We start from the raw sequence: 15071 nt of genomic DNA, 5'->3' as shown, positions 1-15071 counted from the left end.
AGAACGCATTTTATCTTTTAATGGCATTGGGTGGTCTTTTATTTTTATAGAAACTGTTCAGCAGGATTCAGATATTAAAAAATTGATCTAAAAAATGTAAAAAAACGATTAAATTGAAGTTTGAGAAGCGCGCTTTATTTTTAAACAATATATAAGTAAAAGTTGACTGATTTATGTATTTTTATTTTATATAAAATTCTTGTCAAATTGATGAATACAGCGTATTTTAATTTTAAGACACATACTTTTTTGAAGAAATAAAGATGTTAAAGCAACCAGTCATCTCAAACGCACGTTATTATTTTTGGCAATTTAGATAATTGCCTGAATGCGTTCGGGCAAGAAATGGTTGCCCACCAAGTTAATACCTGATCGGCAACCCTGATCAGGTTTTTTTATGCTTTATTTTTCTTACACTTTTTGGAGCTAGCTCATGAAAACATTAAATTACTCATATTTTAGCAACTCTTATTGGTTTTACTTTAGTCAAATGATGACGCTTGCCTTGCAATCCATTAGACCCATAACGCTCAAATAAAAGATTGGACTGAAAAAAGTCCCCAGGAAAGACCAATGAATGCTTTAAATACTGCTTTACAACAAACGCAAACAACTGCGAAAGAAACTACTTTAAGTTTGCCTCATCAATTGAAGGCGCAATTCCCTTTATCTGCAAAACTGGCTCAACAAATTGCCGAGCAGCGTCAAACCATTCAAAATATTCTAGATGGCAAAGATCATCGTTTAATGGTGGTGACCGGTCCATGTTCAATTCATGATCCCATTTCTGCACTTGAATATGCTGAAAAACTACAACAATTACAAAGCAAAGTATCAGATCAAATTTTTCTGGTTATGCGCGCCTATATTGAAAAACCACGTACCACGATTGGTTGGAAAGGTTTTTTATATGACCCAAATTTAGATGGTTCATCCAACATGCAATTGGGTTTGGAAAAATCACGTGAGTTATATCTGCAAATTATAGAAATAGGTTTGCCGATTGCATCGGAAATTTTAAGCCCAATGGCGACTGCATATTTCGATGATTTACTGGCTTGGGGTGCAATTGGTGCCCGTACCAGCGAATCGCAAATTCACCGTGAAATTTCAAGCCACATGCCTTACAGCATTGGTTTCAAAAATGGCACGGATGGCTCTATTCAAATTGCGCTTGATGCCATTCAATCGGCTTCACATCCACATGAATTCTTAGGAATGAGCCAATCAGGATTACCTTGTATTTTAGAATCACAAGGCAATCGAAAAGCGCATTTGATTTTACGCGGTGCAAATTCGGGTCCTAATTACCAATTGGCTGAAATTGAGAACATTAAAGAAAAATCCAAAGCTGAATTGCCGGCCTTGGTGATTGATTGTAGTCATGGTAATAGTCACAAAAATCCCTTATTGCAACCTGAAGTTTTACGTAGCATTGTAGATGAACGCGTACAAAGCAATGTTCGTGGCGTGATGCTAGAAAGCTATCTGGTTGATGGTCAGCAAAAGATTTCATGTGAGATGACCTATGGTCAATCTGTGACTGATGGTTGTTTAGGTTGGGATAAAACCCAGCAACTTTTATTGGAAATTGCAGATTCATTGCGTATTTCTCAATTAAAGCGTAGTGCTTAATATTTTTTAAAAGCATGATTATTTTCTAATAAAGCCCCATTGATCGGGGCTTTATTGTTTCTTATAAGCACATTTATGTTGTCTGTTTAAATTTAGAACAATACTTTGTTGATGCTCTATACATTTTTTATTAATTCTTTTAACTGATTGGAATTAACAAATTTGAGTCGTCTAGCTTCTTTAGGCACAATAATTGAAATTGATACTCAGTAATAACTAATTGTTTAATAAATACAATTTAATATAGATATTGCTGAGTACTTGAAATAATTTTAAATGGGGGAAAAATATGTATAGTGCGGAATTACTGGAAGAAGCTCGTAAAATAATATTTCATATGCTGACTAAGGTGGTGGAATATGGCGGCTCGGACTTATTTATTTCAGCCGATTTTCCGCCCAGCATTAAACATCAAGGCCTAATGAAACCAATTGGGCAACAGGTATTAACTGCAGATAAGACAAAATTGTTTGCCTACAGTTTAATGAATGAAAAACAACGTCAGGAATTTGAAAAAGAACTCGAATGTAATTTTGCCATTAGCGTTCCCGATGTTTCACGCTTCCGGATCAATGTATTTCAACAACAGTTACAAGTCGGTATGGTGATTCGAACCATTACCGCGGAAATTCCAAATTTCACCAAGTTAAAACTGCCTGAAACATTAAAAGACGTAATGATGGCAAAACGCGGGTTGATTCTTGTCGTTGGAGCTACGGGTTCAGGTAAATCCACGTCTTTAGCGGCGATGATTGATCACCGTAACGAAAATTCAGCAGGGCATATCATTACCGTTGAAGATCCGGTCGAATATGTCCATAAGCATAAGAAATCGATGGTGACTCACCGTGAAGTGGGTGTAGATAGCCACTCATGGCACAATGCCTTGAAAAACACCTTACGCCAAGCACCCGATGTAATTTTGATTGGTGAAATCCGTGATACCGAAACCATGGAACATGCGATTGCTTTTGCGGAAACCGGGCATTTATGTTTAGGAACACTACACGCCAACAATGCCAACCAGGCGCTTGATCGAATCATCAACTTTTTCCCGGAAGAACGAAAAAATCAATTGTTGATGGATTTGTCTTCCAATATGAAAGCGATTATTTCCCAGCGTCTGGTGCGAACTCAAGATGGCAGCGGTCGTCGAGCTGCCATTGAAATTTTGCTGAATACTCCTTTGATCGGCGATATTATTTTGAAAGGCCAATTGCATGAAATCAAAGAAATCATGAAAAAATCCCGTGAATTGGGCATGCAAACTTTCGATCAGGCCTTATTTGACTTGTATAACGAAGGTGCGATTAGTTATGAAGAAGCCTTACGTAATGCAGATTCCATGAATGAATTGCGTTTACAGATCAAGTTAGAAAGTCCAAGAGACGATCAATCTGTAGCTGGTTCAGCCCCATCATTTAGCATGATGGAGGAAAGTAATCCTGAAGAAAGTGAAACCAAGGAGACGAACCAAGCTTAGTTGAGGAATATTTTAATATTATAAAGCGAAACTATAAAAAATATGCATCATCCAATTTTAGGGCGATGCATATTTTTATTATATGAGTCTGGTTTGAAGTTTTTTATGCCGCTGTATGTTTACGATCTACAAATAATTTATAAAAAACCAAACTTAATGCCGTGATCAATGCACAGAGTAGATAGGCAAAGCTGTAGCCCTGATGAGCAATCACCACACCTAGCAAGATTGAACCAATCGCAATACCGATGTCATAACAGGTAAAGAAGGTTGAGGTTGCATGCCCAATTCGATCTTTTGGTGAGTGCTGAATGGAAATGGTTTGCAAGCAGGGTTGAGCTGAACCAAAACCCATACCGACAAATACTGCTGCAATCATCAATCCAGTCACGCTATTGATTTGGCTTAAAACAATCAGCCCAATGGAGAATAGCGCAATAGCAGGGTAAACCACAGAATTTGGCCCTTTACGATCATAAATTTTCCCGGTGATGGGTCGCAAGCTCATCATGGAAATCGCAAAGATGACAAAGAATAAACTGGCATAGGCAAGTAAATTTTTTGATTCGGCAAAAGTCGAAATGAAGGACATGATACTGGCATAAGAAAAAGAGATGATCATGGCCATAATAGAAATGGGTAAGGCTTTCTTTTCAACAAAATCATGAACAGATAATTTACGTTTAACGGTTTCAACGTGGCTTTTTATGCTTTCTTGAATCGGAATCAGGAAGCAAAATGCAAAGCCTACGCAAATAATTCCGGCTAAAATTGCTGCAACCATTTGATAAGAAAGTGGCTGAATCAAGCTAAGACCAATTAAAGGACCGAGTACAATCCCCAAGTTGACTGACATGACAAAATATCCCATGCCTTCACCCTTACGGTTTGCAGGAATAAAGTCATTGGCAATCGGAACGGTAACCGTGGTTAAAATACTAAACCAGATACCGTGTAACAGGCGGATGACTAAAAGAAAAGTCAGATTATCTGCAAAAATATAGGCAAATGAAAAAAGACAGAACAAAGTTTCTGAAATATAAAGCGCTTTTTTTCGACCAATTTTCTCGATAATTAAACCACTGAAAGGACGAACTGCAATCGAGGAGGCCATAAATAACGTCATGGCTAAACCCGCTTGCGCTAAAGTTCCATCTAATTCATTTACAATATAAATCGGTAAAATTGTGGTTTGTGCAAAATAAAATATAAACAAAAATAGATTATTGGCTAGACATAGAATAAAGGACTTATTCCATAACTGTTGTGTATTTACTGGAGTCATGATTTACCTAAATTTATAAGAAAAAGACGACTAAAGAGGCTTATCGAGGTCACTATTTTTTAGTTATAAATCATTTTTGTAATTGAAGATAAGTCAGATCATCGTTGGATGGGATTAATTCTAGAAGAATATTACTAGAAAGTACAGTTATGTAAGAATACAATATAATGATTTAATCAATATTGGTATTTTTATTGGTGCTTAATATCATATTGTGATTTTGAAATAATTTTTTAAATTAGAATTACCTGAAATAAAAAAATCAGTCCTAAAGACTGATTTTTTTATATAAAACAGGATTATAGACCTGCTTCATATTCACTGCTTGAAAGTAACTTTTCGATATCTGCCATATTGTTTGGCTTGATTTTATAAATCCAGCCTTTGCCATACGGATCATCATTGACAAAGTCCGGATCATCTTCAAGCGCTGGATTCACTTCAACTACTTCGCCTGAAACAGGCGCATGAATATCAGAAGCTGTTTTAACCGACTCCACCACACCCGCTTGTTCACCTGCAGTGATTTGTTGTCCTACTTCTGGCGCTTCCACATAGACCAAATCCCCTAAAGCATCCTGTGCATGGTCGGAAATACCGGTAACAACCAGATTACCTTCAATTTTGACCCATTCGTGCGTACTGGCGTACTTTAATTCTGAAGGGTGATTCATTGATGACTCCTTTAAAATATTCAAATCATTTTTGCCATGTTTTATACAGGTTTTTTGATAAAAACAAAAGTTTATAAGTAAGGATCTTTACGCCAATTGCTTGGACTGCGGCCACTCCAACGCTTAAATGCACGACTAAAATTGGCCACATCACTATAACCCAGTTCATCTGCAATCAGCTCTAAGGTGTAATCGGTTCGGGAAAGCAGCGATGTGGCATGACGATAACGCACTTCGTCCACGAGGGTTGAAAAGGAGGTACCTTCGGCAGCCAATTGACGTTTTAAAGTCCGATCGGACATATGCAGTCGATCCGCGACATTTTCGATGCTTAAATAATGCTGTTCTGAATTGGTCAAAATATCACGCACCCGCATGGCCAAACGTCGACGTTCACCTAATGCCGATAGTTCAGCTTCACATTGGTTAATCGCAATCTGGCTGGCAAGGGGGTCGGCATTGACCATTTTTAAACTCAGGTATTTTTTATCAAAGCTGGAGAGTAAATGTGGCTGTTCAAAACGGAAAGTATGTGATGGGAATTTTGCCATATAACGCTCAAAACCGGGCGGTTTTGGGAAATCAAAATCAATCTCGCCAGATAATTCATCACAGCCAGTCAAGGCTTTTGCCATACTGATAATGCCAAAGGTCAAGGCAATGGCAATTTCAGTTCTTAAAGGCTCAATCTCAAAATCACATTGCAATTGCAGCGTAGCTTTGTCACCAAAAGTAGAAAAATAAAGCTGTAAAAAAGGCAACCGTAGCTGAATAAAACGGTTGGCCAAGACCAAGGCATCGCTAATATCATGCGCAGTCATAATGGCATAGCCAATAAAACCGTGAATGGAAATTCGCATTTGGGTACCCAAATGAAAACCCAACGTCGGTTCACCGGTTAAACATAATGCGTGTTTAACCAGTTCATTGGCAACAGGTGTTGGAATACGAAAATTTGGCTCCGCCAACTGCTCACTGCTTAAATGAAAAGGGGTAAACAATGCTTCTGCATTGTAGCCCCAACGTGACACCACATCTAAAAGGAGCAGACCGTAAACCCCAGGTATTCCTTGATCTTGTCTTGGAGAAATTGTTTTCATGCGCTATCCATTGCACTTTAGTCATTTTTTCTATTTGTTAATTTTTCATATTGGCATGAAAAGAAACAGCATCCTATTAAAATTGTTCGACAACTTGTTCAAAGTCCATCAATTAAACAGGTTTAAATGCCTTTTTAAAGACCACAATTTTCGTTGTAGAAATCAGTAACACATCATTATTTTGATTCAATGCCTGGGTAACATAGCTCACTATAGCGCGGTCAGTTTTGGTTTTTGATGGCGTAATCGCAACAATTTCCACTTCAACATGAACTTTATCGCCAGGGCGAGTCGGTCGTGGCCAGCGCAGGTTGGATTCCGAACCAATCAGGCCATAAGCCACCGGAAAACATTCTGTCCATAAACGCATGGTCACGGCACAAGTGTGCCAGCCACTGGCTGCAATCCCTTGAAAAACAGGATGCTCTTTAGCTTGATCTTCCTCGGTATGGAAAACTTGCGGATCATACGCATGCGCAAATTGCTTGATTTCTTCCAGGGTCATTTCATATTCACGACTGATGAAACGATCACCGATTTTTATATCTTCTAAATACAGCATTAATGTGCTTCCTTTTTCTTCAATGCTTGTTGTTCTATCAAAAAACTGCCGGTCTGTCTTTGCCACAAATGCGCATAAATACCATTCAGGGCGACAAGTTCATCATGCGTGCCTTGTTCCACAATTTTTCCTTCATCCAGCACAACTAAACGATCCATTTGGGCAATGGTCGACAGACGGTGGGCAATCGCAATAACAGTTTTACCCTCCATTAAATCATCTAGACTGGATTGAATTGCAGCTTCAACTTCGGAGTCTAAAGCACTGGTCGCTTCATCTAAAATCAAGATTGGCGCATCTTTTAAAAATACCCGCGCAATCGCCACACGTTGACGTTGTCCACCCGAGAGTTTGACACCACGTTCACCCACATAGGCTTCATAACCCGTTTTGCCACGCAAGTCGGTAAGTTGCGGAATAAAATCTTCTGCTTTGGCTTTGCGAACGGCTTCAAACATTTCTTCATCGCTTGCATGCGGGCGACCATATTTAATATTTTCAGCCACAGTGCGGTGCAATAAAGAGGTATCTTGAGTCACCAAGGCAATGCTTTTACGCAAACTGTCTTGAGTCACATCTGCAATGTTTTGACCGTCGATCGAAATACGGCCTTGGTTCAGGGTATAAAAATGCAATAACAGTTGGATCAGGGTGGATTTACCTGCACCGGAACGGCCAACAATGCCAATTTTTTCACCCGGTTTGATGGTTAAATTTAAATGATCAATGACATTTTTATTGTTATAGGCAAAGCTGACATCTTCAAATTTGATTTCACCGTGTTGCACCTGTAAGGGCAGAGCATCTTTCTTGTCTTGGATGCTAATCGGGCGACTCATGGTTTTCATGCCGTCTTGAATGGTACCGACATTTTCAAATAGTGCGGAAGATTGCCACATCATAAATTCAGCAATACTGTTGAGTTTTAAGATCATCGCGGTAGTCGCAGCAATAATACCCAGCTGAGCTTGCCCATTGATCCAGAGCCAAATTGCTGTTCCTAAAACACCGACATATAAAACCACACTGAGTAAATTAATGCTGATTTCATACCGAACCCCTAAGCGCATTTGCTTATAAACCGTGATCATAAAGCCTTGCATGGATTCTTTGGCATACTGACTTTCACGACCCGCATGGGCAAACAGTTTTACGGTTTGAATATTGGTATAGGCATCCGTTACACGACCGGTCATTACCGCACGTGCATCAGCCTGTTTATTGGAAATTTTGCTTAAGCGTGGAATAAAATAGCAGGCAGCAGTAATAAACAGCACCAACCACAGCATAAGTGGCACAATCAGCAGAGGGGAGATTGCACCCAGAACAAAACTGATGGTGACAAAATAAATCAGCACATAGGCCAGCATGTCACCCAAAATTACCCAGAACTCACGTACCGCAAGCGAAGTTTGCATGACTTTGGCAGATAAACGACCGGCAAAATCATTATGGAAAAAATCCAGACTTTGCAGCAAAAGCAGGTTGTGAAAACGCCAGCGCAGGCGCATCGGGAAGGAACTGTATAAAATTTGATGCTTGATAATCGACTGCATGCTTGCGAATAAAATATTGGCCAGCAAAATACAGGTCAAAAGGGTCAAATTTTGCGTATGTTCTGCTAAAAATGTTTCAGGTTGGCTCTTGCTCAACCAGTTGACCAAATCGCCAATTTTTGAATAAAGAATGGCTTCAAAGCTTGCAGCGCCTGCAGTACATAACACCAGCAACAGCAAATACCGGCGAACGCCTTTCGCCGCTTGCCAGACAAAAGGGAAAAAGCGCGTTGGAAGTGGTTCGTTTAAACCTTTGGTGGGATAAGGATCAACCAGTTTTTCAAACCACTGCAACATATAACATTCTCTTTAATTTAAAACTTAAACTGATGGATCATTTTGTTCTGCTCCCGGTGCTGAAACAGCCGAGAACTGCTTAAAATCTGCGCCAGAAGGAGCCTGATACACTTTCAAACCAAACTCTGGAATAATCGCAATCAGGTGATCAAAGATATCTGATTGTATCGCTTCATAATCTTTCCATACAGTGGTATTTGTAAAAGCATAAATCTCCAGTGGCAAACCTTCACTGGTCGGTTGTAATTGACGGATAATTAAAGACTGATTTTGTGCGATGCCGGGATGCTGTTTTAAGTAAAACTCGATATAGGCACGAAATGTCCCTAAATTGGTTAAACGGCGCTGATTATAGGAAGCCTGATTCGACAATTGCTGATTGAAGCTTTCCAGTTCATTATGTTTGGTATCTAAGTATTGATCGAGCAACAAAAATTCTTTGAGTTTTTGTTGCTCATGCTCTGTCATAAAATGCACGCTACTCTGATCAATATAGATAGAGCGCTTGATACGGCGTACACCAGCAGCAGCCATGCCACGCCAGTTTTTAAAGGTATCCGTCACCAGTTTGTTGGTCGGAATGGTGGTAAAAGTCTTGTCAAAGTTCTGCACGGTAATGGTATGTAATGACATATCAATGACATCCCCATCTGCATTCAGGGTCGGCATTTCAATCCAGTCACCAATACGCACCATGTCATAAGATGAAATCTGCACTGAAGCAACTAAAGAGAGAATGGTATTTTGAAACACCAACATCAGCACTGCCGCCATGGCACCAAAGCCTGCGAGCAACGTAAAGACATCTTTTTTCAGGAACGTGCCTAAAATCATCAAGCCACAGACAATAAAAATAATCAGCTTAACCAGTTGTAAATAGCCTTTAATCGGCTTATTTCTTGATTTGGGATTACGCTGATAAATCAGATTGAAAATGCTTAAAAATTCACTGATGGCTAGCGCCAGAGTCAGAAAAATAAAGGCTTGCGCACCCATTTGAATAAAGGTGACTATTTTTTCTGAAAGGTGCGGAACGGTCACGATGCCATTCATAATCACAATTGCAGGCACAATGTTGGAAATACGGCGGATAACATTATGTTCAGCAAAAATACTCGAATTCGCCGACTTCATCTTGGAGACAAGCTTGCGAATCCCCCGAACCACCACCTGCTTGGCAATAAAATTTGCAAGAACTGCCAGTAAAATCAAGATACTTAAAGAGGTCAGCATCTCCAACCATGGATATTGATCTGACCAATCTTGAATATTCTGGATAAAAGCAAAATGCTGCAAAACTGCACCCTCAATATAGAAGTTTAAAAATTCTTTATAGTTTATATAGTTATGTTTTGATCATCGCTAAAGATAACGTTTTAGCTACAGGAACCCAAACTGAATTAACGACCTTGCGTCATATTGAGATCAGGCTGCGAGTATTTTTGGAATTTTATTCCGTCTTGTTTTTAATTTTAGAACGATGCCAATACGTATATTGACATCGCTATTTTTCATTAAAGATAAAAAGATTAGTTGAACTTACCACATCAAATCATCAGGGATCACATAAGCTGCGTATGGATCTTCTTCATCCGTGATTTGCTCATTCTTTTCAGAATTATTGACAATAATGAAGCCTTCCATTTTGTCATTAATACGATCTGCCAAAGCTTTAGGTAAAACTGCATAACTTTCGCTTTCTTTGGCAATCACCAATGAACCTGAAACCAGCGCATTATAAATTTGCTGATTCAGGTAAATCTTTTTGATTTTACTCTCGTCAATAAATTGATAAGCCACTTCACCATCAATGTCGTGAATTTTGTGCTGATTGATCATCTGGATAATGGCAGCTTTTAATTCTTTGCCTTGCAGCAGACGTTTTTTCTCTAAATCCAGGGCTTGGTCTTTCGCGAGTTTCTCTTGCTTGTCTTGCGCAATTTTCGCTTTCAATTCGGCTTCGTTGCTTTGTCCAGTACGTTGCTCATGAACCGCCTGTTTAGACAGTTTTTTAGCCTTTTTATTATCGACTAAACCCGCTTTTAGCAATTGAGCCTGTAATGCATTTTTGACCATAATAAATTCCGATATTACTCTTGAGTCTGTCGATAACGATAATAAATAACCCAATAAATCGAGCTAAGGGTCCAACTTAACATCGCTGGGACAAGGTAGGCGTTTAATTTTAAATAAGGATAAATCACGCTGGCAAGCAAACCACCGATGAAAAATCCAAATAAAATGAGCAAGTGGAGAATAATCCGTCTGCGATCTACATCTAAGCCACGTAAGCGATAACCTAACGCTAAACCCAAATCGGTCAAAACGCCAGATAAGTGCGTTGTTCGAATGATGGTACCCTTATAATGACTCACCATAGCATTTTGTATGCCCATGGCGCCACATGCCCAAAGTAAGGCATAACGTGGGAAATAGGGGAGTAAAAGCCAACACAATAGGATAAAAAAAGCCACCAAGCTTAAAGGGTAACCATAGCGGCTTCCTAACTTAAACTGGCTATTTCCCAATATCAATCCGCTATAACAGGAGCCGATCACATAACATAGGACAACCAAGCTCAAGTAGAGGATCTGTTCAGGTTGCCAATGCAGCAAGGCCATGGCTAACATGCTGACATTTCCGGTCATATGTGAAACGGACTGATGCAACACGGTCACCAGTCCGAGGACGTTAATCATTCCTGCATTCATTGCAAGAAAAAAAGCACCTAATTGAACCCAAAGCGGTAAAGTTTGAAGAGGCATAACGTCATAAAAAAATCTTAAGAATGACTATATTAATCTAAACCGCGGTCTACAGCAGCAGTAAATAGCACATCTGTAGAAGAATTTAATGCAGTTTCAGTCGAATCTTGCAACACACTGATGACCATACCAATCGCAACCACCTGCATGGCGATATCAGAACTAATGCCAAACAGGCCACACGCGACAGGAATCAGCAGTAAAGAACCACCGGCAACACCAGATGCACCACAAGCAGAAACGGTTGCAAGCACAGATAAAACCAGCATGGTGGTGAAATCAACCGAAATACCTAAAGTATTGACCGTGGCTAAGGTAAGAATGGTAATGGTGACTGCGGCACCCGCCATGTTAATCGTTGCACCGAGCGGAATAGCTACACTTGCGGTAGATTCGCTCACGCCTAAACGTTTGGCTAAATCCAGGTTCACTGGAATATTTGCAGCCGAACTACGGGTAAAGAAGGCGGTAATCCCGCTTTCACGTAGACATTGTAAAACCAGCGGATAGGGGTTTGCACGGGTAACAAATGCCACCATGATTGGGTTAACCACCAATGCCACAAAAAACATGGTGCCAATCAGCACAGCCAATAATTGTGCATAGCTTTCAAAGGTACTTAATCCCGCTTCTGCAACGGTGACAGCAACCAGACCAAAAATACCGACAGGGGCAAAATTAATCACCAGACGAATCACTGTATTTACGGCATTTGCAGCATCGGTGAGCAACACTTTTGTGGTGTCATTGGCATGACGGAATGCAGCACCCAAAGCAACAGCCCAAGCCAAAATACCAATAAAGTTCGCTTCACTAATCGCCACAACAGGGTTCGCCACAAAACTTAAAAGAAGATTCTTTAAGATTTCTATCAGGCTACCTGGCGGTTGCAAGTCTGTGTTTGCAGGGATATCCAGAAACAAGGTACTTGGAAAAATGATACTGGCAATTACTGCACTTAATGCAGCCAATAACATCCCAACACTATACATCACCATAATCGGTTTGATTTTAGCGCTATGTCCGACTTTAAAATTAGCAATAGACGATAAAACCAACACAAAAACCAATATAGGTGCAACAGATTTAAGAGCTTTAATAAACAAGTCACCCAACAGGCTTAAATAGGGAGCCACATTAGGGAACAAAACAGCAACACCAATACCTAAAATAATGGCGATAATAATTCGGGAGACTAAACTCAAACGCATTAAAGCAGAGAACATAAGGGTGCCTTGTTACAAATACGAGGACTAAAAAAATTCACAAATATGCTCGCCATTTTATACCTAAAAGAGTTGCTGCTAAAAATTAATTTTTATATAAAAACTAAATACTTATTTTTAAAGTTGATATTTTTATTTTTAAATATTTTTCAACTCAAAAAAATCAAATATTGTGTCGGAATTTTTTCTAGAAGTGATTCATTTATTCACCATCATGGACTAGATTTAATCTAGTCCATGATGGTGAATAGGCTGGATCAATTTATAGTTGGGTATTTATCTCATTCATTTAAAAAAACTTCAGGTGAAAGCTGCTGCATGGCCTGGAAATGGGACAAATAAATCTGACCACTTAAATGCTTTAATAGTTTTGAATGCTGCAATTTATCCATTACTGGACCCTTGATTTCTGAAAAGTGCAATTTGATATCAAGTTTGCTAAATTCAGCATTGATATCTTCCAGCATTTCTAAAGCACTGAAATCAATTGCACTAATACTCGAACAGTTAATCACCACATGTTCCAAATCAGCATACGGACTGATCGCATTAATTAAAAAACCTTTAAAGGTATTGGTATTTAAGAAGGTAAGATTTTCATCAATACGCAGGGAAATAACTTTGGCAGAGGTCAGTACCTGATGACGTTGCACATTTCTAAAATGCTGCGTGCCTTCAACCAGACCAATTACTGCAATATGTGGACGACTGATACGCCACAATAAAAGGATAAAGGTGGAGATAATACCGATAATTAAACCGGTCGTAATATCAATGCAGATCACGCCAAAAAAAGTAATCCACATGGCGATACCATCGGCTTTTGAATAACGCCAGGTTTCGATAAAAGGTTTGAAATCGACCAGTTTCCAGATTGAAACAATAATGGTTGCAGCCAAGATGGCTAAAGGCAAATCACGGAAAAATCCGGTGAAATAAAGGCTGACCAGAACAATCAGCAGTGATGACATCACACCTGCCAGTGGTGTTTTAGCACCAGAGTCTGCATTTACCACAGTTCGAGATAAACTGCCTGTGACAGGAAAGGCAGAACTCAGACCGGCACTTAAATTGGCTAAACCTAAAGCCACCAGTTCCTGGTTGCTGTTTAAATGACTGCGCTGTTGTAATGCAGTTGCTTGTGCGATGGATAAAGACTCGACAAAGCTAATCATGGCGATCATCGCAGCACCCGGTAATAAGGTGATGACCAAGTCAAAATTCCAAAATGGCATAGTAATAGGAGGAAATCCTGAAGGGATTTCTCCAACGGTTTTAATGCCGATTTCTTGCAAGTTAAGAAAATAAACCGCAGCAATTGAAACAACCACGAGTACTAAAGGCAACGCTTTAGAAAGAAACGCGGTAGAACCGATGCGACTTGTAACCGCATTGGAACTTAAAACTTTAGGCAGATAGAGAAGAAACAGTAATGCAAGAATGCCAAAAATAAAGGTTTCAATATTGCTATAACGAATATAGTGCCAAAAACTGAGTAAAAACTGAGGGATATTATTGGCTTGCAAGGGTACATCGACCAGAAATTTGAATTGACCTAATGCAATCAGCAAAGCAGAAGCAATAATAAAACTTTTAATCACGGGATGGCTAATCAGTTGAATCAGAAAGCCAAATCTAAAGATCCCGAGCAATAATGAAATGACACCGACCATCACTGCAAGCAGACAGGCGGCTTGTATATAAACCGGAGAGCCGACTTCAAATAGTGGATTTAAAGTGGCAAAGGTCATCATGGAAATAATGGCAACCGGACCGATCGATAGCGTAGGGCTACCACCGACCATGGCGTAAATAATCATCGGCAGAATGCTGGCATACAAGCCCATGATAGGCGGTAAGCCTGCAAGCATGGCATAGGCCATACCTTGCGGAACCAGCATTGCAATGACAATCAGTGCAGAAAGCAGGTCAGATTTAAATTTGGCTTGATTGTATTTTTGCAGCCATTGCCAAGCGGGCAACAACGTCGTTAAGCGAGTCTTTAAATCTGACATATCTAAAACTAAATCACTATTTTAGATATATTATGCATAAAAAGTGCTAAGAAGTCTTAAGCTATTCAAATGACTAATATAAATAATTGATATTCATTTAATTAAATTATATTTTAGGACAATACAAATCATATAAAGTATTTAACAGCTGCACCATTTTTTCATCCTTAATCGAATAAAAAATCTGTTTGCCGTCACGACGGGTCGAAACCACATCACTTTTGCGTAACATCATCAGCTGTTGAGATAAGGTGGGTTGATTAATTTGGGTCATTTCTTCAATTTGCGAAACATTAAGTTCGTGTTTAGCAAGATGACATAAAATAAGTAGTCGATCTGTATTGGCGAGTGATTTTAATATCGTGACAACGATATCGACAGAACCATGCATAGAGGCAATTTCAAGATCGGTGTTCATACAGCATTTCCATACTACTCATCAGTCATATACGCAGTATAAGGGCTGCATAATT

General features: G+C 39.4%; 13 protein-coding genes. 2 read left to right on the top strand and 11 right to left on the bottom strand.

Features of this window, described 5'->3' with window-relative positions; translation table 11 throughout:
• The first annotated feature begins 573 nt into the window (after positions 1 to 573).
• Together E0409_RS02370 and E0409_RS02365 are read left to right on the top strand one after the other, a co-directional pair.
• Positions 574 to 1635, top strand: a complete 1062-nt coding sequence (locus E0409_RS02370; protein ID WP_131287204.1) for a 3-deoxy-7-phosphoheptulonate synthase — start codon at positions 574 to 576, stop codon at positions 1633 to 1635.
• A gap of 289 nt (positions 1636 to 1924) precedes the next feature.
• Positions 1925 to 3118: a PilT/PilU family type 4a pilus ATPase gene (locus E0409_RS02365; protein WP_131287202.1), complete on the top strand. Its 1194-nt coding sequence runs from the start codon at positions 1925 to 1927 to the stop codon at positions 3116 to 3118.
• 103 nt (positions 3119 to 3221) lie between these two features.
• Here the strand turns inward: E0409_RS02365 and E0409_RS02360 are convergent, their stop codons facing one another.
• From E0409_RS02360 to E0409_RS02310, 11 genes are all read right to left on the bottom strand, one after another.
• On the bottom strand, positions 3222 to 4403 hold the full coding sequence (locus E0409_RS02360) for an MFS transporter (protein ID WP_131287200.1): 1182 nt from the start codon (positions 4401 to 4403) through the stop codon (positions 3222 to 3224).
• Positions 4404 to 4702: 299 nt separating this feature from the next.
• Positions 4703 to 5077, bottom strand: a complete 375-nt coding sequence (gene gcvH / locus E0409_RS02355; protein WP_131287199.1) for a glycine cleavage system protein GcvH — start codon at positions 5075 to 5077, stop codon at positions 4703 to 4705.
• A 71-nt stretch (positions 5078 to 5148) separates the two neighbouring features.
• Positions 5149 to 6177 (bottom strand): helix-turn-helix domain-containing protein, encoded by a 1029-nt coding sequence (locus tag E0409_RS02350; protein ID WP_131287197.1) that lies wholly within the window; start codon positions 6175 to 6177, stop codon positions 5149 to 5151.
• A 112-nt stretch (positions 6178 to 6289) separates the two neighbouring features.
• Positions 6290 to 6739 (bottom strand): MaoC family dehydratase, encoded by a 450-nt coding sequence (locus tag E0409_RS02345; RefSeq protein WP_131287195.1) that lies wholly within the window; start codon positions 6737 to 6739, stop codon positions 6290 to 6292.
• Positions 6739 to 8592 (bottom strand): ABC transporter ATP-binding protein, encoded by a 1854-nt coding sequence (locus E0409_RS02340; protein ID WP_131287193.1) that lies wholly within the window; start codon positions 8590 to 8592, stop codon positions 6739 to 6741. The genes E0409_RS02345 and E0409_RS02340 overlap by 1 nt, the downstream gene beginning before the upstream one ends.
• 24 nt (positions 8593 to 8616) lie before the next feature.
• Positions 8617 to 9888, bottom strand: a complete 1272-nt coding sequence (locus E0409_RS02335; RefSeq protein ID WP_131287192.1) for a mechanosensitive ion channel family protein — start codon at positions 9886 to 9888, stop codon at positions 8617 to 8619.
• A 243-nt stretch (positions 9889 to 10131) separates the two neighbouring features.
• On the bottom strand, positions 10132 to 10668 hold the full coding sequence (locus E0409_RS02330) for a DUF2058 domain-containing protein (RefSeq protein ID WP_131287189.1): 537 nt from the start codon (positions 10666 to 10668) through the stop codon (positions 10132 to 10134).
• Between the two features lie 14 nt (positions 10669 to 10682).
• Entirely contained in the window at positions 10683 to 11357 is a 675-nt protein-coding gene (locus tag E0409_RS02325; protein WP_131287187.1) for a YoaK family protein, read from the bottom strand.
• 32 nt (positions 11358 to 11389) lie between these two features.
• The gene (gene sstT, locus E0409_RS02320) at positions 11390 to 12583 is read right to left on the bottom strand and encodes a serine/threonine transporter SstT (protein WP_131287185.1); all 1194 of its coding nucleotides are present in this window, start codon (positions 12581 to 12583) and stop codon (positions 11390 to 11392) included.
• A gap of 281 nt (positions 12584 to 12864) precedes the next feature.
• The gene (locus tag E0409_RS02315) at positions 12865 to 14598 is read right to left on the bottom strand and encodes a SulP family inorganic anion transporter (RefSeq protein WP_131287184.1); all 1734 of its coding nucleotides are present in this window, start codon (positions 14596 to 14598) and stop codon (positions 12865 to 12867) included.
• 106 nt (positions 14599 to 14704) lie between these two features.
• Positions 14705 to 15016, bottom strand: coding sequence for an ArsR/SmtB family transcription factor (locus E0409_RS02310; protein ID WP_131287183.1), 312 nt, complete (start codon positions 15014 to 15016; stop codon positions 14705 to 14707).
• Between the last annotated feature and the right edge of the window lie 55 nt (positions 15017 to 15071).

Source organism: Acinetobacter sp. ANC 4862, from assembly GCF_004336635.1.
Taxonomy (GTDB): Bacteria; Pseudomonadota; Gammaproteobacteria; order Pseudomonadales; family Moraxellaceae; genus Acinetobacter.
This window is presented reverse-complemented; position numbering and strand designations above follow the sequence as displayed.